General features: G+C 73.5%; 18 protein-coding genes. 7 read left to right on the forward strand and 11 right to left on the reverse strand.

Going from position 1 to position 25000, the window contains the following annotated elements:
• Positions 1 to 53: 53 nt before the first annotated feature.
• Both ACZ4U4_RS02465 and ACZ4U4_RS02470 read right to left on the reverse strand, forming a co-directional pair.
• Entirely contained in the window at positions 54 to 968 is a 915-nt protein-coding gene (locus ACZ4U4_RS02465) for an ABC transporter permease subunit (RefSeq protein WP_467868463.1), read from the reverse strand.
• 117 nt (positions 969 to 1085) lie between these two features.
• Positions 1086 to 2144, reverse strand: a complete 1059-nt coding sequence (locus ACZ4U4_RS02470) for an ABC transporter ATP-binding protein (RefSeq protein WP_467868465.1) — start codon at positions 2142 to 2144, stop codon at positions 1086 to 1088.
• Between the two features lie 337 nt (positions 2145 to 2481).
• Between ACZ4U4_RS02470 and ACZ4U4_RS02475 the strand changes: the two genes are divergently transcribed.
• The 3 genes from ACZ4U4_RS02475 to ACZ4U4_RS02485 all read left to right on the forward strand — a co-directional run bounded on the left by ACZ4U4_RS02475 (position 2482) and on the right by ACZ4U4_RS02485 (position 6894).
• Entirely contained in the window at positions 2482 to 3342 is an 861-nt protein-coding gene (locus ACZ4U4_RS02475) for a M24 family metallopeptidase (RefSeq protein ID WP_467868467.1), read from the forward strand.
• Positions 3339 to 5240 carry an SDR family oxidoreductase gene (locus ACZ4U4_RS02480; RefSeq protein WP_467868469.1) on the forward strand — a complete coding sequence of 634 codons (1902 nt, stop codon included), beginning with the start codon at positions 3339 to 3341 and terminating at the stop codon, positions 5238 to 5240. Before ACZ4U4_RS02475 ends, ACZ4U4_RS02480 begins: the two co-directional genes overlap by 4 nt.
• A 442-nt stretch (positions 5241 to 5682) precedes the next feature.
• Positions 5683 to 6894, forward strand: a complete 1212-nt coding sequence (locus ACZ4U4_RS02485) for a MerR family transcriptional regulator (protein ID WP_467868471.1) — start codon at positions 5683 to 5685, stop codon at positions 6892 to 6894.
• Between the two features lie 96 nt (positions 6895 to 6990).
• Here ACZ4U4_RS02485 and ACZ4U4_RS02490 read toward each other — a convergent pair whose 3' ends face one another.
• Both ACZ4U4_RS02490 and ACZ4U4_RS02495 read right to left on the reverse strand, forming a co-directional pair.
• The gene (locus ACZ4U4_RS02490) at positions 6991 to 8310 is read right to left on the reverse strand and encodes a carotenoid oxygenase family protein (RefSeq protein WP_467868473.1); all 1320 of its coding nucleotides are present in this window, start codon (positions 8308 to 8310) and stop codon (positions 6991 to 6993) included.
• Between the two features lie 4 nt (positions 8311 to 8314).
• Positions 8315 to 8902 (reverse strand): hypothetical protein, encoded by a 588-nt coding sequence (locus tag ACZ4U4_RS02495; protein WP_467868475.1) that lies wholly within the window; start codon positions 8900 to 8902, stop codon positions 8315 to 8317.
• Positions 8903 to 9016: 114 nt separating this feature from the next.
• On the opposite strand from ACZ4U4_RS02495, the gene ACZ4U4_RS02500 reads away from it, so the two are divergent.
• A complete protein-coding gene (locus ACZ4U4_RS02500) occupies positions 9017 to 9649 on the forward strand; it encodes a PadR family transcriptional regulator (RefSeq protein ID WP_467868477.1) in 633 nt (210 codons plus the stop codon).
• Positions 9650 to 9725: 76 nt separating this feature from the next.
• Here the strand turns inward: ACZ4U4_RS02500 and pspAB are convergent, their stop codons facing one another.
• Positions 9726 to 10289, reverse strand: coding sequence for a PspA-associated protein PspAB (pspAB, locus tag ACZ4U4_RS02505; protein WP_467868478.1), 564 nt, complete (start codon positions 10287 to 10289; stop codon positions 9726 to 9728).
• Positions 10290 to 10403: 114 nt separating this feature from the next.
• A complete protein-coding gene (gene htpX, locus ACZ4U4_RS02510; protein ID WP_467868479.1) occupies positions 10404 to 11303 on the reverse strand; it encodes a zinc metalloprotease HtpX in 900 nt (299 codons plus the stop codon).
• Between the two features lie 290 nt (positions 11304 to 11593).
• On the opposite strand from htpX, the gene ACZ4U4_RS02515 reads away from it, so the two are divergent.
• Together ACZ4U4_RS02515 and ACZ4U4_RS02520 are read left to right on the forward strand one after the other, a co-directional pair.
• A complete protein-coding gene (locus ACZ4U4_RS02515) occupies positions 11594 to 12508 on the forward strand; it encodes an LLM class flavin-dependent oxidoreductase (RefSeq protein ID WP_467868481.1) in 915 nt (304 codons plus the stop codon).
• 96 nt (positions 12509 to 12604) lie between these two features.
• Positions 12605 to 13651 (forward strand): HAD hydrolase family protein, encoded by a 1047-nt coding sequence (locus ACZ4U4_RS02520; RefSeq protein ID WP_467868483.1) that lies wholly within the window; start codon positions 12605 to 12607, stop codon positions 13649 to 13651.
• 190 nt (positions 13652 to 13841) lie between these two features.
• Here ACZ4U4_RS02520 and ACZ4U4_RS02525 read toward each other — a convergent pair whose 3' ends face one another.
• The 5 genes from ACZ4U4_RS02525 to hisC all read right to left on the reverse strand — a co-directional run bounded on the left by ACZ4U4_RS02525 (position 13842) and on the right by hisC (position 23359).
• Positions 13842 to 15587: a sensor histidine kinase gene (locus ACZ4U4_RS02525; protein ID WP_467868484.1), complete on the reverse strand. Its 1746-nt coding sequence runs from the start codon at positions 15585 to 15587 to the stop codon at positions 13842 to 13844.
• Between the two features lie 108 nt (positions 15588 to 15695).
• Complete coding sequence (gene cydD / locus ACZ4U4_RS02530) at positions 15696 to 19337, reverse strand: thiol reductant ABC exporter subunit CydD (RefSeq protein WP_467868486.1); 3642 nt, start codon at positions 19335 to 19337, stop codon at positions 15696 to 15698.
• 151 nt (positions 19338 to 19488) lie between these two features.
• The gene (gene cydB, locus ACZ4U4_RS02535; RefSeq protein ID WP_467868488.1) at positions 19489 to 20490 is read right to left on the reverse strand and encodes a cytochrome d ubiquinol oxidase subunit II; all 1002 of its coding nucleotides are present in this window, start codon (positions 20488 to 20490) and stop codon (positions 19489 to 19491) included.
• A 10-nt stretch (positions 20491 to 20500) separates the two neighbouring features.
• Positions 20501 to 22006: a cytochrome ubiquinol oxidase subunit I gene (locus ACZ4U4_RS02540; protein ID WP_467868929.1), complete on the reverse strand. Its 1506-nt coding sequence runs from the start codon at positions 22004 to 22006 to the stop codon at positions 20501 to 20503.
• A gap of 273 nt (positions 22007 to 22279) precedes the next feature.
• A complete protein-coding gene (hisC, locus tag ACZ4U4_RS02545; protein WP_467868490.1) occupies positions 22280 to 23359 on the reverse strand; it encodes a histidinol-phosphate transaminase in 1080 nt (359 codons plus the stop codon).
• Positions 23360 to 23758: 399 nt separating this feature from the next.
• Between hisC and ACZ4U4_RS02550 the strand changes: the two genes are divergently transcribed.
• The gene (locus ACZ4U4_RS02550) at positions 23759 to 24859 is read left to right on the forward strand and encodes a LacI family DNA-binding transcriptional regulator (protein WP_037680208.1); all 1101 of its coding nucleotides are present in this window, start codon (positions 23759 to 23761) and stop codon (positions 24857 to 24859) included.
• Positions 24860 to 25000: the final 141 nt, after the last annotated feature.

Raw genomic sequence — 25000 nt, forward strand, 5'->3', positions numbered from 1 at the left:
GCGCGGCTCCTCGTCGGTGCGGGTGGCGGGGTGGGTGTGGCGGGCGGTGTGGGTCACAGGCCGGCCTTGCGGTAGCGGCGCATGAGCAGGGCGAACGAGGCGGCGACGGCGGCCAGCACGACGAGGAGGTAGAGGACGCCCGCGGTGGTGGTGGGGGCCAGCGACTGGGGGAAGGAGGTGGTGCCGCCGAGGAAGGTGGCCTGGACGCCGTCGATCAGGGTGATCGGGGAGAAGAGGCCGAGCCAGCCGACGGCGGATTCGTGGCCCTGGACGTAGGCGATGCCCTGGAGGGCGCTGACGGCCCCGTAGGGGAGGGTGAGGGCGGCGATGACGGCGGCGACGCCGAAGCCGCGGCGGGGGGTGGCGGCGGCGATGACCAGGCCGATGCCGGCGAAGAGGAGGGAGAGGAGGGCGACGGTGAGCAGGCCCTGGGCGAAGCCCGCGGTCTGGTCGGCGAAGTCGAGCTTCGCGAGGAGGGCCCCGGCGTAGAGGATCACCAGCGGGGTGGCGGTGAGGAGGAAGAGGGCGGCGGCGAGGGCGGCGAATTTCGCGGTGACGTAGTCGATGCGCTCGATGGGGCGGGAGAAGTAGAGCGGTACGGAGCGGAAGCGCAGGTCGCGGGAGACGGACTGGGGTGCCTGGGCCGCGAGGTAGAGGCCGATGACGGCCTGGAGGTAGATCGCGTAGCGGCTGGGGTCGAGGGGGAGGCTGTGGGCCTTGGTGACGACGGTGACCGCGACCATGATTCCGGCGGGCAGGCACATGACGCCGAGGAGGAGCATCGGCAGCACCTTGGACTTGGCGGAGCGGCCGAGTCCGTAGGCGCCGCGCAGGCTCTGGACGAAGAGGGAGCGGCGGGCGTAGGCGCGGCCGAGGCGGGGGCCGTCGTAGTGGCGGTAGCCGATGTTGTGCAGGGACGCCCCGGCCGGTGGCTGCGGGGCCGTCGCGGTGTTCTGCGGCTCGCTCATGCCGTGGCCTCCGTGGGTCGGGGCCGGGGGTGGCCGGTGGTGGGGGCGGTGTCGGGGGTGGGTGGCCCGTAGGGGGCGGGGCGGTGGTCGCCCGGTGTGGCGGCCGGTGAGGTGGGGTCAGCGGGCATCGGGGGCGCCTCCCTTCGGGGCGGGGTGCGGGACGGGGGCGGGGATGGCGGGTTCGGCCGGGGTGCCGGGTGGGGTCTCGGCTCCGGTGGCGCTCGCCGGGGTGCGGAAGACCTCGGCGAGGTGGTGGCGGCGGGGTTCCATGCGGACGAGACCGAGGCCGAGGACGGCGACGGTGTCGCGGACGAGGTCGTGGGGGTCCGTGCCGCCGGGCGCGCCGGCCTCGATGTGGAGGAGGTGGCCGGCGGTGGTGGCCGGGGCGGCGCCGGGCACGTCACGGGTGACGGTGGCTCCGGCGGCGGCGAGGGCCGAGTGGAGGGCGGCGGTGCCGTCGGGGTGCTCATCGGTGTCGGTGACCTCGACGACCAGGGAGGTCGTCTCCCGGGTGAACTCGCCGGTGGCGGAGGAGCGCAGCAGCGCCCCGCCGTCGATGACGACGACGTGGTCGCAGGTGCGTTCCAGCTCGCCGAGGAGGTGGGAGGTGACCAGGACGGAGATGCCGAAGTCGGTGTGGACGCGGCGGATCAGGCCGAGCATGTCGTCCCGGCCGACGGGGTCGAGGCCGTTGGTCGGCTCGTCGAGGAAGACCAGTTCCGGGTCGTGGACGAGGGCCTGGGCGAGTTTGACGCGCTGTTTCATGCCCGTGGAGTAGCCGCCGATGGGGCGGTAGCGCTCCTCGTAGAGGCCGACGTGGCGGAGGGTGTCCGCGGTGCGTTCGCGGGCCGCGGTGGGGGGCAGGCCGGACATCCGGGCCATGTGGACGACGAATTCGGTGGCGGAGACGTCCGGGGGCAGGCAGTCGTGTTCGGGCATGTAGCCGACGCGTTCGCGGATGGCGGCGCCGTGGGTGGTGACGTCCATGCCGAGGACGTGTGCGGTGCCCTCGGTGGCCGGTGCGAGGCCGAGGAGGATTTTGATCAGGGTCGATTTTCCGGCCCCGTTGGCGCCCACCAGGCCGGTCACACCGGGCGCGATGTCCACGGTCAGCCGGTCCAGGGCGGTCACCCGCGGGAACCGCTTGCTGAGGCTTTCGGTCAGGATGACGGTCACGTCTCGACGGTAGTGGTGCCCGCCGTACGGATCATCAGCCCAGGCGACGGTCCGGCCCTACCTCTCGGGGACGACGCCCCTTAGGGGATGCCCTTCCCACGGGGCATGGCGGAGGTGACGGGCGGGGTGCGGGCTCCGGGGCGGATTCGGCTGCGGGGGCGGTGCGGGTGGCCGGTCGGCGGATGCGCAACAGGGTTCGGGCGGTGGGCCCGCGGCAGGTTTCGGGCGGGTTCGCCGCACGCCTCTTGACGTAGACGTCAGCAATTGTCACATTCATCGGTGTCAAGTTACGCGCACGTACCGCGACGATGCCCTGCTGACGGACGGACGGTTGACGATGCCTGCAGTGACCTCACAGAATCCGGCCGGCACCCTCGGCGCGCGGCTACGCGGCTTCCGCGAGGTCCAACGGCTCGCCTACGAGTGCGCCGAGGCCGTCGCCGCGCAGCTCAAACCGGGCGTCACCGAGCGTGAGGCGGCGCGGATGCAGCGGGTGTGGCTGCGCGAGCGCGGGGTGCGGGACTGGTTCCACCTGCCGTTCGCATGGTTCGGCGACCGGACGGCGTTCGCCGGGTTCCGCGTGCCGCTGCAGTTCTTCCCGACGGGGCGGCGGCTGGAGCCGGGGATGCCGTTCATCCTCGACATGGCCCCGGTCCACCGCGGCTTCACCGCCGACATCGGCTACTCCGGCTGCCTGGGCCTCAACCCCGTCCACGATCGGCTGATGGCCGACCTGGAAGCACACCGCGAACTGATCCTCCGCGAGGTGCGCGAGCGCCGTCCGCTGCGGGAGATCTACGAGGACGTCGAGCGCCTGATGGTGCGCCAGGGGCACACGAACCGGCATCGCGCCTACCCGTTCGGGGTCATCGCCCACAAGGTCGACCGGGTGCGGGAGCGGCGCTGGGCGCCCACGGTGTTCGGCTTCGGGACGCAGTCCCTGAAGGGGCTGGCGTCGGACGCGCTGCACGGGCACCGGGAGGGCTGGTCGCCGCTGTGGAGCCCGTACTCCTTCTCCGACCATCCGCCGCAGCCGGGCCTGTGGGCCGTCGAACCTCATCTCGGATTCCGCGGTACGGGGGCGAAGTTCGAGGAACTCCTCGTCGTGACGGACTCCACGGACCCGCAGGAGAGCGCGTTCTGGCTGGATGACGATCTGCCGCATGTGCGGCGGTGGCAGGAGGAGAAGGCCGGGTGACGCAGCTTCCGGATCCGGTCGGCAACGCAGTCGAGGAAGAGGGCGAGGAGAGGGACATGGCGGACGCGGTGGAAGGGCGCGGGGCGGCGGATGCTGCCGGCGCGGCGGACTCCGGGAGCGGTGGCGCGGCTGCCGGGGCCGGTCTCCCGGGGGCCCGGGAGCGGTGGGTGCGGACCGGCGGCATCGAACTGTGCGTCGCCGAACTGGGTGATCCGGAGCGGCCCACGGTGCTGCTGGTGCACGGCTATCCGGACAGCAAGGAGGTCTGGTCCGAGGTCGCGCGGCGGCTCGCCGACCGCTTCCATGTGGTGCTGTACGACGTGCGGGGCTGCGGGCGCTCGACCGCGCCGCAGCCGCTGCGCGGGGGGTTCACGCTGGAGAAGCTGACCGATGACTTCCTCGCCGTCGTGGACGCCGTCAGCCCGGACCGGCCGGTGCATCTGGTGGGGCACGACTGGGGCTCGGTGCAGTCCTGGGAGTTCGCGACGGTCCGGCGGACCGAGGGCCGGATCGCGTCGTTCACCTCGATGTCGGGCCCGTCCCTCGACCACTTCGGCCACTGGATCAAGGGGCGCCTCAAGCGGCCCACCCCCCGCCGCGCCACCCAGCTCCTGTCCCAGTCCCTGAAGTCCTGGTACGTGTACGCGCTGCACACCCCCGCGCTGCCGGAGATGGCCTGGAAGGGCCCGCTCGGCAAGCGGTGGCCGGCGCTCATGGAACGGTTCGAGAAGGTGCCGGGCGGCGACTACCCGACGTCGTCCCTGCCCCGCGACGCGGCCCACGGCGCCTGGCTGTACCGCGACAACATCCGCTCCCGCCTCGGCCACCCCCGCGACGACGCCTTCGCCCACTGCCCGGTGCAGCTCATCACCCCGACCGGCGACGCGTTCCTGTCGGAGCGGCTCTACGACGACCTCGACCGGTGGGCGCCCCGGCTCACCCGCCGCACCCTCCCGGCCAAGCACTGGGTGCCGCGCACCCGGCCCGACCAACTGGCCGCCTGGATCACGGAGTTCGTCGCCGCCCAGGAGGAGGGCGACCCGGCGAAGGCGGTCGCGGCGTCCGGGGCGTACGCGGACCGGTTCGGCGGACAGCTGGTGCTGGTGACCGGCGCGGCGAGCGGCATCGGCCGGGCGACGGCGTTCGCGTTCGCGGAGGCCGGGGCGCGGATCATCGCGGTGGACCGGGACGCGGAGGGCGCCGCCCGGACCGCGGACATGGCCCGGCTGATCGGCGCGCCGCAGGCGTACAGCGAGGTGGTCGACGTCGCGGACGCGGCGGCGATGGAGAAGCTCGCGGACCACGTCGACGCCGCCTACGGCACGGTCGATGTGCTGGTCAACAACGCGGGTATCGGGCTGTCGGGCTCCTTCATGGAGACGTCGGTGGAGGACTGGCAGAAGGTTCTGGACGTCAATCTCTGGGGCGTCATCCACGGCTGCCGGACCTTCGGGAAGCGGATGGCGGAGCGCGGTCAGGGCGGGCACATCGTCAACACCGCGTCCGCCGCGGCGTTCCAGCCGTCCCGGGCCCTGCCCGCGTACAGCACGTCCAAGGCGGCGGTGCTGATGCTCAGCGAGTGTCTCCGCGCGGAGCTGGCGGGGCAGGGCATCGGGGTCTCGGCGATCTGCCCGGGGCTGGTCAACACCAACATCACCGCCACCTCGCGGTTCACCGGGGTGTCGGCCGACGAGGAGAAGGCCCGCCGAACGAAGGCCACCCGGGCCTACGGGCTGCGCAACTACCCGCCGGAGAAGGTCGCGGACGCCGTCCTGCGCGCCGTGGTCCGCAACCAGGCGGTGGTCCCCGTCACCCCCGAAGCGCGCGGTGCGCGGTTCCTCTCCCGGGTGGCGCCGCGCGCGCTGCGGGCCGTCGCCCGCATCGAGCCTCCGCTGTGAGACGGGCGGGAGCGGGCTCCGGGGCGCGTCCGGCCAGGGTCTGTTCTGGCCTGCGTCCGGCCGAGGGTTGTTCCGGCCGGCGCCCGGCTGGGGCCTGTTCCGGCCTGCGCCCGGCCGGGGTTCGCCTCGGCTCGGGCCGGGTGGTGGCTGGCCCGGTGGTGGCCGGTCGGGTGGCACCCCGTCCCACCGTGGCCCGGGTGCGGACGGGGCCCGGCGCGGGTCCCGTCCGTGCCTGCCACCGGCGTACCGGGTCCGCCCGGGACGAGGTCCGGGCGCGTCGGTCCGGCCTGGGCAGCAAGGCGGTGCGGGGGCAGGTGAGGCGCCCGTACCATCCCTCGCAGGACGGGGCGTTGCACGGCCGTCGCCCCGCCGGCGCCTCCCGGGTCGTACGCGCCGCGGCGGGTGCGGTGGGCGGCGCGGCCGACCTGTGAGGAGCACCGCCTTGACCGACCAGCCGCAGCCGGAGTACCGCATCGAGGACCTGGCCCGCCTCAGCGGCGCCACCGTCCGGACCATCCGCGCCTACCAGGACCGCGGTCTGCTGCCCCGCCCGGAGCGCCGGGGCCGCGCCAACGTCTACGGCGACGCCCACCTCACGCGGCTGCGGCAGATCACCGACCTGCTGGAGCGCGGCTACACCCTCGCCAGCATCAAGGAACTTCTGACGGCCTGGGACGCCGGGCGGGACCTCGGCGGGGTCCTCGGGCTGGCCGCCGAGGTCGACGGGCCGTGGAGCGAGGAGCAGTCCTCCCTCGTCACCGCCGAGCAGCTGCACGACGCGTTCGGCGGTGCGGCGGGCGGCTCGGGGATCGACGGCGCGGCGCTCGCCGAGGCCGTCGAACTGGGCATCCTGGAGCCCGTACCGGGCCGGGCCGGTGTGTACGCGGTGCCCAGCCCGCAGGAGCTGGCCGTCGCCGCCGAACTGCACTCCGCAGGCGTCCCGCTCGCTGCCGTCGCCACCCATCTGCGGGAGGTGCGCGCGCAGGTCGAGCACATCGCCTCCCGCTTCCTGGACTTCACCACCGAGCACGTCTTCCAGCCGTTCCTCGACCAGCCGCCGACGGAAGCCGCGGCGGCCGAGGCGGCGGCGTTGATCCGGCGGCTGCGGCCGCTGGCCCGGCAGACCATCGACGCCGAACTCGCCCGGGCGATGCGCACACTCGCCACCCGCCATCTGCGCGAGCACCTCGCCGGTGCGCTCCCGCCGGGTGACGCTCCCGGTACGCCCAGGACCGACGCCTCCTGCAAGGGCGGGACCGGCACCTTCGACGGACGCGTGCCCGGCGGCGGGGCGGGTGCCCGCGGGCCCTTCGCCGCCGGACCGCGCCGGTGCGGCGGTGTGCCCCGGCCCGCACGCGAGGGTGGCGTCGCGCCGCTCGCCGGGGCCGGCTCCGCCCCGGGCCCCCGTGCCGAGGCGGGCCGGGCCGCGGTCGTGCTGCCCGCCGACGCGGTGGCGGCCGTGCGGGAGCTGGTCGGCCCGGAGCACACCGCCGCGTTCATCACGGCGGCCGCGCTGCGGGAGGTGCAGGCCCGTGCCCTGGACGCCCTGGTCCCGCCGCTCCCCCACGGCGCGGGGCCGGGCGGGTCGGCGCCCGCACCCGGGCCGGACGGTCCGGGCAGCTCCGGCGAGACCCGCGGCACCACCGGCGGCTGAGACCGCGGGCCGGGCCGCGGCCGGTACCGGGGCCCGTCCGCGCCACACTGTGCTGTTGTCAAAGAGCCGGCCGGATGCGCCGTGGCGCCCGTGCGGTCAACCGGCCGGGTCGGGCAGCCAGTTGCCGTGGAATCCGTAGGGGACGCGCCGGGGCAGATGGACGGTGGCGACGGGGCCGGCGGATATCTCCTGCGCGTCGAGGATCACGAGATCGCTGGTGTCCGTCGCCGCGTCGTGGACGTAGGTGATCAGCCAGCCGGGGCCGCCGGGAGTGGAGTCCGCGGGGGCGAAGGCCGCCTCGCCGGGGGTGCGGCCGGGCCCGAAGTCGTACCGCTCGGACGTTCCGGTCCGCAGGTCGTACCGGAGCAGCGCGCCGGGCACCGGGCCGGAGCCGGGGCCCTCGGCGGCGGTGGCGTGGCCGAAGCGGGTGGGGCGTCCGGCGAGGCGGTCGTCGATCCGGGGGAACTCGCAGTCCCGGACGTCGAGTTGCTCCTCGTGGACGGTGCCGGTGGACAGGTCGAGGGTCCACCGCCACAGGTGCGCCGGGGCCGGCCCGCCGTAGGTCGCGTACCGGGAGACGTACAGGACGATGCGGTCGTCGCCGTCGTCGTGGGCGTTGAGTGCGTGGAAGACGTAGCAGGGGTCGATGGGCAGTTGGCGGACCGGGCCGAAGGGCTCGTCGCGGCGCAGGACGCAGAGGCGGGCGCCGTACTCCGGGTCCCAGCGGTAGGGCATGCCGGGGGTGGTGTGGTCGAAGACGACGGGGAGGTCCATGAAGACGACATGGGCGTCGGTGAGGTGGAAGTCGTGCATCATCGTGTGGCCCGGTACGTCGATCGGGCGGCTGAGCACCAACTCTCCCGCGGCGTCGGCGCGGTGGTAGGTGAGATACGGGGGCCGGAGCCCGCCGTAGCCGAAGAAGTGCAGCTCACCGGTGGTGGGGCAGGTCTTCGGGTGGGCGGTCATCGCGGTGGTGAGACGGCCACCGAAGTCGTACGGGCCGAGTGTCTCCAGCTCATGGCCCGGGCGGTGGTCCAGTACGTAGGGGAAGGACGACTCGACGAGGGCCAGGGTGCGTCCGGCGTGCCGGACGACGTGGGTGTTGGCGAGGCCGGCGGTGCGGTCGAAACCTCCCTTGCCGTCGTAGAGCGGGGCGCCGTCGGTGAAGGTCGTGGTGCGCACCCAGCGGTTGCGGTAGGCGGTGGCGCGGCCGCCCGCCAGGCGTACGCCGTGGACCATGCCGTCGCCGAGGAACCAGTGCGCCGAGGCGGCGGCGTGCGGGTTGGGGCCGTTGCGCAGATACCAGCCGGTCAGCTCGGGCGGGACGGCGCCGGTGACCGGCAGGTCGTGGAGGGTGAGTTCGTCGGGCACCGGGGCGAAGTTGCCCGCCAGGTGCGGTGCAGGCGCGGTGGTCATGGCGTCAGGCTCCCTGGGTCTGTGCCGGATGGTGCGGGGCGTTGTCGCGGAGGTACCGGGCGCGGGCCCGCTCCGGGTAGGCGGCGGTGAAGCGGGCCGGGAGGACGAACCCGGCGATCTGCACCGCGATCGAGAGGCCCGGGAGCCCGCCGTGGAAGGACAGGGCCGCCTGGGCGAGGGCGGTGAGGGTGAAGGAGAGCGCCCAGGCCGCGGTGAGGACGGTGTTGATCCGCAGGAAGAGCGGGCTCGCGGCGATCTCGGACGTCACCCGGCGGCGGGCTATCGCGAGGGTGAAGGGGGTGCGGGCGGCGATCGATCCCCAGGCGATGAGCGCCAGCCAGCCCATGGAGAGGGACCCGGCGTAGACCTTGAGGCCGCTGTCCGGCCGGAGGAAGGCGAGGGTGGTGAGGGCGGCGAAGAAGAGGACGGTGCCGTAGTCGAGCAGGCGCTCCGAGGGCGCCCAGCCGGCGGTGCGGTCGGTGAGGAGGAACGCCGCAGCGAGCGCCAGCCCGGCCAGTGCGCCCCACTGCCACCCGACCGCCGAGACCAATCCGAAGGCCAGCCAGGGAAGGAATCCCCGTAGGTACTGCATGTCCGCTCCCCCCGTCGGCGGGCCCCCGCCCGCACATTTCTCTTTCGACATGTCGAAAGTAGAAGGTGAGATCCCGACGTGTCAAGAGTGGAATGTGGGAGTTAGTGTGCGGGCATGAGCCTGAGACATGCCGTGCTGGGCCTGCTGTCCGAATCCCCGGCCAGCGGCTACGACCTGATGAAGCTGTTCAACGCCTCGCTGGCCAACGTCTGGCCGGCCACGCAGAGCCAGGTCTACGGCGAGCTGGGCAAGTTGACCGCCGCGGGCCTCGCCGAGGTCTCCGCGCACGGCCCCCGCGGCCGCAAGGAGTACGCGATCACCGACGAGGGCCTGGCCGAGCTGCGGCACTGGCTCGCCGAGGTGCCGCCCAGCGGTCCGCACCGCGACGACAGCCTGCTGCGGGTCTTCTTCCTCGGCGTCCTCACCCCGCTGGAGGCCCGCACCTTCCTCCTCGGGCGCGCACAGGAGACCGCCCGGCTCCATGCGGAGCTCCGCCGGGTCGACGAGAAGACGCCGTGGGACGACGACATGCTCTCCGTCTACGGGCGGCTCGCCCTGGAGTACGGCCTGCGTATGACGGCCGCCCAGGAGGAGTGGGCCCGCTGGGCCGCGGAGCAGCTGGATTCCGCCAAGATCCGCGAGGCGAGCGACCGGGTCCGTGACCGCCACGGCCTCGGCACCGGCGACGACCGTACCGCCGCCCCCCAGGGCGACGAGCCCGGCGACGGCCCCGCGCCCACCGCATAGCGCGCCCGGGACGCTCAGCCACGGCCGAGAGGCCGCCACGGGACGTATGCCCCGGGTGGCCTCTCGGCCGGGCGGCTCAGAGGCCGGGCGCGCCCCACACCGGGAACCACCGGGACAGATCGCTCTCGATCCGCAGATCGTCGCCGAGCACCGCCTTGACCTGCAGCTCCAGCGGGTTGTCGCGCTTCTCGGCGCCGTCCGTCGCGGGCGCGAAGGGGTAGAACGTGCCGCGCTTGTAGAGGTAGACGAGCGCCAGCCGCCGCCCCTGCTCGTCCTCGAAGCCCATCAGCGAACAGAGCAGCTGCGGGCCGAAACCGGCGCCCTCCAAGGAGGAGTTCACCGCATGCAGGTCGTTGACCAGGCCCGCCACGTCCTGCGGGTCGTGCCGCGCCTGCATCCAGGTGTACCCGTAGGCGTCCTGGCTGAAATCGACCGGCGCTCCCAGGAGGGCGCGGACCTCCTCCTGGATGCGGGCGAACTCCCCGCCCTCGACGCTGGCGAAACAGACCGAACCGCGGCCGGTCGGCCGGAAGTGCGCCGCCGCTTCCAGCGTCACCGCCGCGGACGGCAGCGCGAAGAGCTGATCGAGGTCGGGGCGGACCGGCTTGCTGCGGCCGAGAAGGGCGTCCAGAAATCCCATGGCGTCATTCTCCCCGCTCGTCCCGCGCGCTGCCCGGGGCGCGCCCACCGGTCCCGGTGAACGACGCGCCCGCCGGGGCTCCGTGGCTCCGTGCGCCCCGGGGCGCACGCGCCGTCACGGGCGCCCCAGCTGCGCCGAGATCCGGCCCAGTTGGTCCAGCCGCTGCTCCAGCGTCGGGTGCGAGGAGAGCAGCTGGTTGAAGGTCTCCTTGTTGAACGCCGGGGCGAAGAAGAAGGCGTTGAACGGCTGCGACTTGCGCAGGTCGTCGGTGGGGATCCGGGCGATCTGCCCGGTGACCTTCGTCAGCGCGGAGGCCAGCGCCGACGGGCGGCCGGTGAGGATCGCCGCGGACCGGTCGGCGGACAGCTCCCGGTAGCGGGACAGCAGCCGGGTCAGCAGGAAGCTGATCGCGTAGACGACCGCGCTGACCAGCGTGACGACGAGGACGGCGATCGCGGCGTTCTGATCGCGGTTGTTGCGGCCGACGCCGCTCCACAGGGCGGCGCGGGTGATGATCCCGGCCAGCACCCCCAGGAACGACGCGATGGTCATCACCGCGACATCACGGTGCGCGACGTGCGACAGCTCATGGGCGAGCACACCCTCCAGCTCCTCCGGCTCCAGCCGCCGCAGCAGGCCCGTGGTGGCGCACACCATGGAGTTCTTCTGGTTGCGCCCGGTGGCGAAGGCGTTCGGGACGTCCGTCTCGGCGATGGCGACCCGCGGCTTCGGCATGTCCGCCAGCGCGCAGACCCGGTCGACGACGCCGTGCAGCTCGGGCGCCTGCTCCGGGGTGACCTCCCGCGCCCCCATGCTGAACGCGGCGATCCGGTCGCTGAACCAGAACTGCGCGACGAACATCCCGCCCGCCAGGAGCAGCACGATCACCCAGGCGCCCTTGAGCAGCACCACCAGCGCACCGACGACCACCACGTACAGCAGTCCGATGAAGAACATCGTGGTGACCATCCGCGAGGTCAGCCCGCGATCGGGGGCGAATCGGGTCCGTGCCATGGCTTCCTCCCTGCGCCGCGCCTTCGCGCACCGGCGGACCGGGCGTGCACGCCTTCCCGCGCGCCGGGTCCTGCTCACTGCGCCGCTCGCTTCCGATTCTCCCTCTTCCTGGCGGTGTGCGGAATAAGTCCAGGTCGGTGGGGGCGGCGCAGCGGCCACGGCGCCTGACCCGCCGGATCCGCGGCCCGGCAGGCCCTCGCGCCCCTGGGACGGCAGGTTCCGCAGCACCCGTATACGGACCGCCCCGGCGTCCCGGCCCGTCCGGTCGGCGCCCCCGTACGCTGGGCGGCATGAGTCTGCGTCTGAGCACCGTGATCCTCCCGTACCGCCGGTGGCACGAGGGCGGCCGCGCCGCCTGGCAGCGGGCGGAGGAGCTGGGCTTCCACACGGCGTACACCTACGACCACCTGTCCTGGCGCGTACCGTTCCGCGACGGCCCGTGGTTCGGCGCCGTGCCCACGCTGACCGCCGCCGCGGGGGTCACCGAGCGGATGCGGCTGGGGACGCTCGTCACCTCGCCGAACTTCCGCCACCCCGTCACCCTCGCCAAGGACCTGATCTCGCTCGACGACGTCTCCGGCGGCCGGATCACCCTCGGCATCGGCGCGGGCGGCACCGGCTTCGACGCGAGCGCCCTCGCCGCCGACGGCCAGGAGCCGTGGACGCCGCGCGAGCGGGCCGACCGGTTCGCCGAGTTCGTCCCCCTCCTCGACCGGCTGCTCACCGAGGACACCGTCACCTACGACGGCACCTTCTACGCGGCGGGCGGCGCGCAGAACATCCCCGGCTGCGTGCAGCGCCCCCGCCTGCCCTTCGCCGTCGCCGCGACCGGCCCGCGCGGCCTCAAGCTCGCCGCCCGCCACGGGCAGGCATGGGTGACCACCGGCGACCCGAAGCTGTACGCGACGGGCACGCCCGAGCAGTCCGTCGAGGCGCTGCGGGCCCAGATGGACAAGCTCGGCAAGGCGTGCGCCGACGCCGGACGCGACGCCGCGGAGCTGGACAAGATCCTCCTCACCGGCTTCACCCCGGACCGCGCCCGCCCCCTGGAGTCCGTCGCCGCCTTCGTCGACTTCGCGGGCCGCCACCGGGAGCTGGGCTTCACCGAGCTCGTGCTGCACTGGCCGATCCCGGGGACGGACTTCGCCGCGGACCACGAGGTGTTCGAGGCGATCGCCACGGAGGCGCTCGGACAGCTCGGCTGACCCGGGGCCGGAGCCGGCGCCGACCGGCTCCGGCGCCCGGAACCCCGTCCCGCCCCAGGGCTTCCCCCCGCCGCCCCGTACGCGAAGATTGAGCCCGTGACCTCTCCGACGCCTCCCCGAGTCCCCGTCCCCGGTCAGGGCGTGCCGCCCCGGCTGATCGCGACCGACCTCGACGGAACGTTGCTGCACGACGACAAGACGGTCTCGGAGCGGACCGTCGCCGCGCTCGCCGCCGCCGAACGGGCCGGGGTCGACGTCTTCTTCGTCACCGGGCGGCCGGCCCGGTGGATGGACGTGGTCAGCGACCATGTGCACGGCCACGGGCTGGCGATCTGCGCGAACGGTGCGGCCGTCGTCGATCTGCACCGGGGGCGCCGGTTCGTCGAGGTCAGCCCGTTGCCGCTGGAGGCCGCGCGGCAGGTCGTGGCGGCGCTGCGGGCCGCCGCGCCCGGTACGTCGTTCGCGGTCGAGCGGACCGGCGGCATCCACTACGAGCCGCACTACCCGCCGTTCCACCGCGATCCGGCGGCCGTCACCGCCCCGGTCGAGAAGCTGCTCGCCGACGACTTCGACCCGCCGCCCGGGCCCGCGCCCACCACGCTCGGCGCGGGCGACGAGGTGATCGCCGCGCCCGTGGGAGCGCCGGACGCCGTCCCCGTAGGCGCGCAGGGCGCCACCCTGGACGCCGGTCCGCCGCCTGCGGTGAGCATCGCTCCGGAGGCCACGGCCACCGGGGGCGTCACGGAGGAGATCCCCACGGCCGGCCCGGGGCAGCCCGTGCTCAAGCTGCTGGCGCACCACCACGAGTGGGAGCCGGACGTGTTCCTCGCACGGGCGCGGGAGGCCGCCGGGCCGCTCGCGTCGATCACCCGGTCCAGCCCCACCGCGCTGCTGGAGATCAGCGGCCCCGGGGTGAGCAAGGCCCGGACGCTCGCCCGGTGTTGTGCGGCGCGCGGTATCGCCCCGGAGCAGGTCACCGCCTTCGGGGACATGCCCAACGACATGGAGATGCTGGCCTGGGCGGGCGCCTCGTACGCCATGGCCAACGCCCATCCCGACGTCCTCGCGATCACCACCGGACGCACCGCCTCCAACAACGAGGACGGGGTGGCGGCCGTCATCGAACGGATTCTGGGTCTCTAGGCATCACCGGGCAGGGACGGCGCGCACCGGCCGACCGCACGCCCCTGTCCCGTACCGCCGTGGCCCGGCGCGCACCGGCGCCTCGCACGCCCCCGCCGCACCCCGTCCCGGCCCGGCGCGCGTCAGCGTCCCGCGCGCCCCGCCGGTCCGCGGTCGCTCCCCCGCGCCTCCCACAGCGCCCCGCGCCTCCTCACAGCGGCGCCTCCCACACCACCGTGGTGCCCCCGCCGTCCGGCCCGATGCCGGGGCCGTGGGTGCTCGACCCGCCCAGCGCCTCGGCGCGTTTGGCAAGGTTGCGCAGGCCGCTGCGGCGGCCGTCCGCCGGTATGCCGATGCCGTCGTCGGCGACGGTCAGCCGGACGCCGGCGGTGCCGTCGGGCAGCGTCACCGTCGCGTCGACGACGACCTCGATCCGCGCCGCCCGGGCGTGCCGGAACGCGTTCGACAGCGCCTCACGGACCGCCGCGATGAGGTTCTTGCCGGTCAGCTCGCCGACCCGGGCGTCCACCGGGCCGATGAACGACGCCGACGGGCGGAAACCCAGCGGGACGGCGGCGGTGCCGATCTCCCGCAGCACCCGGGTGCGCAGCCCGGACGGCGCCTCGGCGGGCTCCTGCTGGAGCGCGAAGATCGCCGTCCGGATCTCCTGGATCGTCACGTCCAGCTCGTCGACGGCCTTGGCCATGTTCTCCTTCACCTCGGGCACCACGGCCCGCCGCTGGGCGCTCTCCAGCAGCATCCCCGTGGCGAACAGCCGCTGGATGACCAGGTCGTGGAGGTCGCGGGCGATACGGTCACGGTCCTCGTAGACGGCGAGCCGGGCGCGGTCGCGCTGCGCGTCGGCGAGGACCAGCGCCAGCGCCGCCTGCGCGGCGAACTGCGTGGCCAGAGTGCGCTCGGCCGCGGTGAAGGGGCGGGCGCCGCGCTCCCTGGGGACGGCGAGGGTGCCCAGGACCCGGCCGCCGCTCCGGAGAGGCAGCATCATGCTCGGCCCGAACCGCGGCGCCAGCGCGGTGACCATCCTCGGGTCGGTGGCCGAATCGTCGAGGAACAGCGGCTCCCCGGCCAGCAGTTGCTCCGCCACCGGGCTGTCCGGCGGGATCTGCGTCCCCATGATGCCGACCGGGTCGTCCGCCGACACCGCGACGATCTCCAGGCCGCCCTCGTCGTCCGGCAGCAGCACGATCCCGGCCGCCGACTCCGCCAGCCGGCGGGCCTGTTCGGCGACGACGGCGAGCGCGTCGTCGACGTCACTGCCCTTGAGCAGCTCGGTGGTGACGGCGACGGACCCGTCGATCCAGTGCTCACGCTGCCGGGTCGCGGCGTAGAGACGGGCGTTGCCGATGGCGATGCCCGCCTCGGTGGCGAGGACCCGCACCATGTGCAGATCCTCCTCGCTGAACGCGCCGCCGCCGTGCTTCTCCGTCAGATAGAGATTGCCGAAGATCTCGTGCTGGACGCGGATCGGCACCCCCAGGAACGTCCGCATCGGCGGATGCCCCGGGGGAAAGCCGCACGAGCGGGGGTCCTGGGTGAGGTCGGCCAGCCGCACCGCCTGCGGATCGTGGATGAGCGCGCCGAGCAGCCCCTTGTGGCCGTCGGGCAGCGCACCGATGCGCCGCCGGTCCTCCGCGGTCACGCCGTACGTCACGAAGTCCGACAGGCCCTCGCGCGCCTCGTCGATGATGCCGATGGCGGCGTACCGGGCGTCGGCGAGTTCGGCGGCGGTCTGCACGATGCGGTCCAGGGTGACGTGCAGATCGAGGCCGGCGCCGACGGTCCGCATCGCCTCCATCAGGCGCGGCACCCGCGCGGTCAGCTCCGCGGAGAGCCCCTGGAGGCTGCGGGTCGCCTCCGTGGCGGCCTGCAACGCGTCGGTGTCCGCCCCGGGGTGCCCGGGGTCCTGCGGTACGGAAGAGCCTTCGGTGGCTGCCATACCCCGAGCCTATACGGGCTGGTTTGTTGGCGTTTGCGGCGTCCGCGGCGGCCGGGACCGTGCCCGGAGCCGGTACGTCCGCGGCGGGCGAGCAGGGGCGCGCGGCCCTTACCCGCGCGCCGCCCCCGCCACGGCCGCGCGCCCCGCCGTCGCGGCCCCGGCGCCGTACACCGCGTCCACCTCGCGCTCGCGCTCCAGCATCCGGCGGAACGGGCCGTCCGCCGCGGCCAGCTCCGCGTACCCGCCGCGCTGGACGGGGCGGCCGCCGTCCAGCACCAGGATCTCGTCGACCGCGTCGAGACCGGTGAGCCGGTGGGTGATCAGGACCGTGGTGCGGCCCTCCGTCGCGGCCAGCAGATCGGCGGTGAGCGCGTCCGCGGTCGCCAGGTCCAGATGCTCGGCGGGCTCGTCCAGGACGAGGACGGGGAAGTCGGCCAGCAGCGCGCGGGCCAGCGACAGCCGGCGTCGCTGCCCGCCCGACAGGCGCGCGCCGTGCTCGCCGACCATGGTGTCGAGCCCGTCCGGCAGCGACCGCACCCACCCGGCGAGCCGGGCCCGCTCCAGCGCCTCCCACAGATCGTCGTCGCCGGTCACCTCCGGTGCGGCGAGCCGGAGGTTCTCCCGCAGCGAGCTGTCGAAGACGTGCGCGTCCTGCGCACAGAGCCCCACCAGCCGCCGCACCGCGTCGCCGTCCAGCTCCGCCGCGTCCGTCCCGGCCAGCGTGTACCCGCCCGCCTCCCGGTCCAGGAAGCGCAGCAGCACCTGCGCCAGCGTGGTCTTGCCGGAGCCCGACGGCCCGACGACCGCGAGCCGCCGCCCCGCGTCCAACGTGAAACCGACCCCGTCCAGCGCCGCGGCCGCCTGCCCCGGGTGGCGCGCCGTCAGATCCCGTACGACCAGCGGGAACGGCGTATCCGGCGCGGACTTCGGCGCGTCCGGTTCGCGGACCGGGGCGGGCGCGTCCAGCACCTCGAAGACCCGCTCGGCGGCGCGCCGGGTCCGCAGCCGGTACTGCGCGGCGAGCGGCAGCCCGGCCACCGCCTCGAAGGCCGCCAGCGGCGTGAGCACCACGACGGCGAGGAGGACGCCGTCCAACCGCCCGTCGTGCACCGCCTGTACGCCCAGCGCCGCGGAGACGGTGACGGTCACCCCGCTCAGCAGCGCCGACAGTCCGGCGCCGACACCCGCGGCCCGCGCGGAGCGGGACGCGATCCGGGTCAGCTCCCCGTCCGCCTCCGCGACCGCCGCGGTCCGGGAGGCGAGCGCGCCGGCGACGGTCAGCTCGGCGGTGCCGGTGAGCAGGTCGACGACGCGGGTGGCGAGGGTGCCGCGGGCCGGGGCCAGCCGGCGTTCGGCGCGCCGGGACAGCGTGGCCGACAGCAGCGGCACCCCGGCCCCGGCGAGCAGCAGCCCGGCGGCGAGCACCGCGCCCGCCTCCGGCAGCAGCCAGGCGGTGAAGCCGACGGTGCCCACGCCGACCACCACGGCCGCCCCGACCGGCAGCAGCCAGCGCAGGAAGTGGTCCTGCACGGCGTCGACATCGGCGACCAGCCGGGAGAGCAGATCGCCGCGGCGCCGCTCCCGCAGCCCGGCGGGCGCCAGCCGCTCCAGCCGCCGGTAGACCGCCACCCGTACGTCGGCGAGCATCCGGAACACCGCGTCGTGCGCCACCAGCCGCTCCGCGTACCGGAACACGGCGCGGCCGATGCCGAACGCGCGGGTCGCGGTGACCGCCACCATCAGATAGAGCACCGGGGGCTGCTCCGAGGCCCGGGAGATCAGCCAGCCGGACGTCGCCATCAGCCCGATCGCGCTGCCCAACGCGAGGCTGCCGAGCAGCAGCGCCAGCGCGAACCGCCCCCGGCGCGCCCGCGCCATCCGCCGCAGCCGGGCGAGCGCGGAGCCACCGGCGGACCGCTGCTCCGCGCCGTCCGGCGCCACGGCGGGCCCGGCCGCCTCCTCGGGAGCGGCCTCGGGAGCCGCCGCCCGCACCGCCGCGGCGCGCTCCACCCCGGCCGCCTCCGCCGCATCGGACGCCGCATCGACCGCCGGATCGGGCAGCCGCACCACCCGGTCGGCCACCGCCAGCAGCGCCGGCCGGTGGACGACGAGCAGCACCGTCCGCCCGGCGGCCAGCCGGCGGACCGCGTCGACGACGCCCGCCTCCGTCGCCCCGTCCAGGTTGGCGGTCGGCTCGTCCAGGAGCAGGATCGGCCGGTCGGCGAGGAAGGCCCGGGCCAACCCGATGCGCTGCCGCTGACCTGCGGAGAGGCCCGCGCCGGACTCGCCGATGCGGGTGCCTGCGCCGTCCGGGAGGGCGTCGGTGAAGTCGAGGGCGCCCGCGTCCCGCAGCGCCCGGCGCACCGCCGCGTCGTCCGCGTCCGGGCGCGCCAGCCGGACGTTCTCGGCGAGCGTCCCGGCGAAGAGATGCGGCTGCTGCGGCACCCAGGCGATCCGGGCGCGCCACTCCTCGGGGTCGAGCGTGGCGAGGTCGGTGCCGTCGACGAGGACCCGGCCCTCGGACGGCGCCGCGAAGCCCAGGACGGCGCTCAGCAGGGTGGACTTCCCGGCGCCGGACGGGCCGGTCAGCGCGACCGTCTCGCCCTCCCGGACCTCGAACGACGTCTCCGGGAGCGACGGGGTCCGGCGGCCCGGGTGGCGGACGACGAGGCCGTCGATGCTCAGCGCGGTACCGGCGGGCGCCGGCGCCGTCCCGGCGGGCGGCAGCTCCGTCTCCAGCACGGCGAAGATCTCCTCGGCGGCCGCCAGGCCCTCCGCCGCCGCGTGGTACTCCGCGCCCACCTGCCGCAGCGGCAGATACGCCTCGGGCGCCAGGATCAGCACCATCAGCCCGGTGGTCAGATCGAGTTCGCCGTGGACCAGCCGCATCCCGATGCCGACCGCGACCAGCGCGACGGAGAGGGTGGCGAGGAGTTCCAACGCGAACGAGGAGAGGAACGCGACCCGCAGGGTGCGCAGGGTCGCGCGGCGGTAGGAGCCGGTCAGCGTGCGGATGGCGGTGGCCTGGGCCTTGGCCCGGCCGAAGACCTTGAGGGTCGGCAGGCCCTCGACGACATCGAGGAAGTGCCCCGAGAGCCGCGACAGCAGCCGCCACTGCCGGTCCATCCGCGCCTGCGTGGCCCATCCGATGAGGACCATGAACAGCGGGATCAGCGGCAGCGTGACGACGATGGTCAGCGCGGAGATCCAGTCACCGGTGACGATCCGCGCCAGCACCGCGACGGGGACGACGACGGCGAGGCCGAGCTGCGGCAGATAGCGGGCGAAGTAGCCGTCCAGCGCGTCGATGCCGCGGGTGGCGAGGGTGACGAGTTCGCCGGTGCGCCGCTCACCGCCGTCCACGCCGGGCACCGCACCGCCGTCCGCCGCCGTGTCGACGCCGGTACGCCGCGTGGGCGCGCCCGGGCCGAGCAGCGCCGCCCGCTCCACCAGCCGGGTCCGCAGCTCGGACTTGACCGCGGCGCTCGCGCGGTGCGCGGCGCGTTCGGTGAGCCAGGAGACCAGCCCGCGCCCGGCGGAGACCGCGGCGAGCAGCGCGACCGGAACGGCCAGGTCACCGAGGTCGCGGCCGTGCTGGAAGGCGCCGACCACGATCTCGGCGATGAGCATCGCCTGGCCGATGACGAGACCCGCGCCGGCCAGCCCGAGAAGCACCACGGCGACGAGGAATCCGCGGGTGGCGCGGGCGTGACGGAGCAGGCGCGGGTCGATGGGTTTCACGTGAAACATCCGTCCTGGCAAGCCGGTTGGCGCCGCCCCGAAGGAGCGGAACCGCCCGGCGGGCTCGGGCTGGCGGTCCGGGAGGGCGCCGGTCCCGGCAGGACCGGCGCGCCCCCGGTCGGTGTCCGTGGCCCTCGCGGGCGAGCGCCACGGACACCTTCTAGTGGGCGTCGGCGATGTTCTGGGTGCCGATGCGCTTGCGGAACACCCAGTACGTCCATCCCTGGTAGAGCAGCACGATCGGCGTCGCGATCCCGGCGCACCAGGTCATGATCTTCAGGGTGTACGGGCTGGACGAGGCGTTGGTGACGGTGAGGCTCCAGGCGTCGTTCAGCGACGACGGCATGACGTTCGGGAAGAGCGTCAGGAACAGCATCGCCACCGCGGCGACGATCGTGAGACCGGAGAAGCTGAACGCCCAGCCCTCCCGGCCCAACTGGTTGGCGCCGAGCGCCGCGAGCAGCGCGACGACCGCCACGACCAGCACGGTCAGGCTGATGCCGGTACCCCGGTGCACCTGCGTCCAGATCAGGAACGCCACCGCCAGCACCGCGGCGACCAGACCGACGCCCGTCGCCATCCGGCGGGCCCGAAGCCTTATGTCACCGAGCGTCTTGAGCGCCGTGAAGACCGCGCCGTGGAAGGTGAACAGCGTCAGCGTGACCAGCCCGCCCAGCAGCGCGTACGGGTTGAGCAGGTCCAGGACACCGCCGACGTACTCCTTGTGCGCGTCGATCTTCACGCCGTGCACGATGTTGCCGAACGCCACGCCCCACAGGAAGGCGGGCAGCAGCGAGGTCCAGAAGATCGCGTGTTCCCAGTTGCGCTGCCACCGCTCCCCGCTGCGCTTGGCGCGGTACTCGAAGGCGACACCGCGCACGATCAGGCAGACGAGGATCACCAGCAGCGGCAGGTAGAAGCCGGAGAAGAGGGTGGCGTACCACTCCGGGAAGGCGGCGAAGGTGGCGCCGCCCGCGGTCAGCAGCCACACCTCGTTGCCGTCCCAGACCGGGCCGATGGTGTTGATCAGGACGCGCCGCTCGGTGCGGTCGCGGGCGAGCAGTTTGGTGAGGACACCGACCCCGAAGTCGAAGCCCTCCAGGAAGAAGTAGCCCGTCCAGAGCACGGCGATGAGGACGAACCAGACGTCGTGGAGTTGCACAGTCGCCCCCTTAGTACGAGAAGGCCATCGGCCGGTCGGCGTCGGAGTCGCCGCCGATCTTTGTGGGCGGGTTGAGGTCGTCGTCGGTCAGTTCCGGCGGTCCGGCCTTGACGTACTTCACCAGCAGCCGGACCTCGACGACGGCGAGGATCGCGTAGAGCGAGGTGAAGACGATCATCGAGGTGAGCACCTCGCCCTGGGAGACGCCGGGCGAGACCGCGTCCGAGGTGCGCAGCACGCCGTAGACGACCCACGGCTGGCGGCCCATCTCGGTGAAGATCCAGCCCCAGGAGTTGGCGATCAGCGGGAAGCCGAGGGTGACGAACGCCAGCGACCAGTACCACTTGGTCAGACGGGCGCCGAGCGCGGTGTTCTTCGTGAGCGCGAGCCGGGGTGGCTCGTCGTCGGCGGTCCGCAGTCCGGGTGCGAGCCAGAACTTCTTCCGGGTCAGCCAGAGCCCGGCCAGCCCGATGGCGAAGGACGTCATCCCGAAGCCGATCATCCAGCGGAAGCCCCAGTAGGCGACGGGGATGTTGGGCCGGTAGTCGCCCGGTCCGAACCGCTCCTGCTCGGCCTTGTTGACGTCGTTGATGCCGGGCACCGGCGAAGAGAAGTCGTTGTGGGCGAGGAAGGAGAGGAGGCCGGGGATCTCGATGGCGACCTTGTTGTGGCCCTTGTCGACGTCGCCGTAGGCGAAGACGGAGAACGGCGCGGGCTCCTCCTTGTCCCACAGCGCCTCGGCGGCGGCCATCTTCATCGGCTGCTGCTTGAACATCACCTTGCCGAGCGTGTCGCCGCTGACCGCGGTGAGCATCCCGGCGATCACCAGCGTGACCAGCCCGAGCCGCAGCGAGGGCCGCATCACCTCGACGTGCTTCTTGCGCATCAGGTGGTAGGCGGAGATGCCGACCATGAACGCGGCGCCGGTGAGGAAGGCGGCGGTGAGGGTGTGGAAGACGACGACCAGCGTGGTGTCCTGGGTGAGCACGTGCCAGAAGTCGGTCAGCTCGGCGCGGCCGTTCGCGGGGTTGTACTTGTACCCGACCGGGTGCTGCATCCAGGAGTTGGCCGCGAGGATGAAGTAGGCCGACAGTATGGTGCCGATGGAGACCATCCACATGCAGAAGCAGTGGATCTTCTTCGGCAGCTTGTCCCAGCCGAAGATCCACAGCCCGATGAAGGTGGACTCGAAGAAGAAGGCCAGCAGCGCCTCGAAGGCGAGCGGCGCGCCGAAGATGTCACCGACGAAGCGCGAGTAGTCGGACCAGTTCATACCGAACTGGAACTCCTGGACGATGCCGGTGACCACGCCCATCGCGATATTGATCAGGAAAAGCTTGCCCCAGAACTTGGTGGCCCGGAGGTACTTCTCCTTGCCCGTCCGCACCCACGCCGTCTCCAGCCCGGCGACCAGCGCCGCCAGGGAGATCGTCAAGGGCACGAAGAGGAAGTGGTAGACGGTGGTGATGCCGAATTGCCATCGCGCCAAAGTCTCTGGCGCCAACGCCAGCTCCACGTCGTTCTCCTTACGTCGCCGTTCCACTACGGCTTTTGCCCCTTATGCACGCAGTGAAGCGGGACATAAACGGCGCGCTTGTGAACGCGTTCACATTCACAAGCAATTATCTCCTATGGCTTCGGCCTGTTCCGACGGGGGGTACGTGACCGTGGTCACGCCCTCGGCAGCCGCCCCACACCCGCGCTCACCTGCGACGGAGCCGCCCGGAAACGCCGACGGCCGCGAGTCCCGGGGACTCGCGGCCGCTGGCCAAAAACGTTCCTTCACAGGTCACACGGTCTTGCGGAACTCCTCGGCAGCGTTCAGGAACAGGTCCATCGCCGCGCTCTCGCCGATCGTCACGCGCACCCCCTCACCCGCGAACGGCCGCACCACGACGCCCGCCCGCTCACACACCTCGGCGAACTCCGTGGTCCGCTCCCCCAGCCGCAGCCAGACGAAATTGGCCTCGGACGGCGGAACCTCCCAGCCCTGCGCGGCGAGCGCCGACGCCACCCGGGTCCGCTCGGCGACCAGCGCCTCGACCCGCTCCAGCAGCGCCGCCTCGCTGCGCAGCGACGCCACCGCCGCCTCCTGCGCCAGCTGACTGACACCGAACGGCACCGCCGTCTTCCGCAGCGCCGCGGCCACCGGCTCGTGCGCCACCGCGAAACCGACCCGCAGCCCCGCCAGGCCGTACGCCTTGGAGAAGGTCCGCAGCACACAGACGTTGGGACGGTCGCGGTAGACGTCGATGCCGTCCGGCACCTCGGGGTCGCGGATGAACTCGCGGTACGCCTCGTCCAGCACCACCAGGATCCCGTCCGGCACCCGGTCGAGGAACGCCTCCAGCTCGGCCCGGCGCACCACGGTGCCGGTGGGGTTGTTGGGGTTGCAGACGAAGATCAGCCGGGTGCGGTCGGTGATCGCCGCCAGCATGGCGTCCAGATCGTGCACCTCACCCGAGGTCAGCGGCACCTTCACCGAGGTGGCCCCGGAGACCTGCGTGACGATCGGGTACGCCTCGAACGACCGCCAGGCGTAGATCACTTCGTCGCCCGGCCCGGCCGTGGCCTGCACCAGCTGCTGCGCCACGCCCACCGAGCCGGTGCCGGTCGCCAGATGCTCCACCGGCACCGAGAACCGCTCGGCCAGCTCCGCCATCAGCCCCGTGCAGGCCATGTCGGGGTAGCGGTTGAAGGCTCCCGCCGCCTCGACGGCCCGCTCCAGGACGCCGGGCAGCGGGGGGTAGGGGTTCTCGTTGGAGGACAGCTTGTACGCCACCGGCCCGTCCGACGCCGCCGGCCGGCCGGGCTTGTAGGTGGGGATGCCGTCCAGCGCCGCACGCAGCTTCGGGGTCTTCTCGCTCACCGCAGGTCCTCCTCGACCGTCCCGCTCGACACGAATACTGCACACCTTATGAGGATTCCCCCGCCCGGCGGCAGTCCCCACGGAGCCACGGCGGGAACCACCCGGTGATCACCTCCCGCCCCCGCCACCGCCCCGCACAAGGGGCGCACTCTCAAAAAGCGTGCGCCGGTGGCTCGCTCCCTGGCGCGCGTCCCCCGTGAAGGTGACTTGAGACCTCTTCGAGACCTGAGAACATCGCCAGGCGAACACCCCCACCAGCCCGGCGAACCATCAAATGCCCCGCTAACTGCCTTCCATTGCAAGCCAATTGACGGGATATCACCTTGCAGAAATGTTCCTTCGCCAGTGCGTCGGGTGATCCCCTCCGATGGGCTTTCCGAGCCCTACTATCGGCTCGCCATGACAGCAGCAGGGAACCACCAGGTGAGCCGGTCGACCGGTCGCCGGCTGGGGCGGGCAGGCATCCGGGATGTGGCCGCCGCGGCCGGTGTATCGATCACGACCGTCTCCGACGCGCTCAACGGCAAGGGCCGGCTCCCCGACGCCACCCGCAGCCACGTCCGCGAAGTGGCCGACCGGCTGGGTTACCGCCCGTCCGCCGCCGCCCGCACGCTCCGTACCGGCAAGTCAGGGTTGATCGGCCTGACCGTGACCACGTACGGGGATGAACCTTTCACCTTCACGGAATTCCCCTACTTCGCCGAGATGGCGCGAGCCGCCACCTCCGCCGCCCTGGCCCGCGGATACGCGCTGGTCATCCTCCCCGCGACGTCCCGCCACGACGTGTGGTCCAACGTCGCCCTCGACGGCACCGTCGTCATCGACCCGGCCGACGGCGACCCCGTCGTCACCGAACTCGTCCGCCACGGCCTCCCCGTCGTCTCCGACGGCCGTCCCGGCGGCTCGCTGCCGGTGACCGGGTGGGTCGACAACGACCACGAGGCCGCCGTCCTCGGCCTCCTCGACCATCTCGCCGCGGCCGGCGCCCGCCGCATCGGCCTGCTCACCGGCACCACGACCGACACCTACACCCGCCTGTCCACCACCGCCTACCTGCAGTGGTGCGAACGCGTCGGCCAGGACCCGGTCTATGAGTCCTACCCGGCGCACGACCCCTGCGCGGGCGCCGTCGCCGCCGACCGGCTGCTGGCGCGCCCGGACCGCCCCGACGCCGTCTACGGGCTCTTCGACCCGAACGGCACCGACCTGCTCGCCGCCGCACGCCGCTACGGTCTGCGCGTACCGGACGATCTGCTGCTGGTGTGCTGCAGCGAGTCCACCGTCTACGCCACGACCGAGCCGCCGATCACCACGCTCTCCCTCAAGCCGCGCCGGATCGGCACCGCCGTCGTCCAGATCCTCATCGACGCCATCGAGGGGCTGGCCACCGAGGGCCCCGTCGAGCAGGTGATACCGACCGACCTGATCGTGCGGACGTCGTCCCAGCGGCGCTCGCCCCGCACGACCGTCAGTCCGCCGCGCGGCCCGGCCGGCGACTGACCCGGCCCGCGAGCGGCGCGCCGGCCACGGGGCGTCGTACGGTGTCCTCGGTCGGCGCACCTCCGCGCGGCGGCGCCGCACTTGTGCGCCGTGGGCCGTGATCATGGGCCGATCGGCGGGTACGCTCCCGGAATCGGCGGG

The sequence above is a fragment of the Streptomyces sp. NPDC029159 genome, from assembly GCF_055564055.1.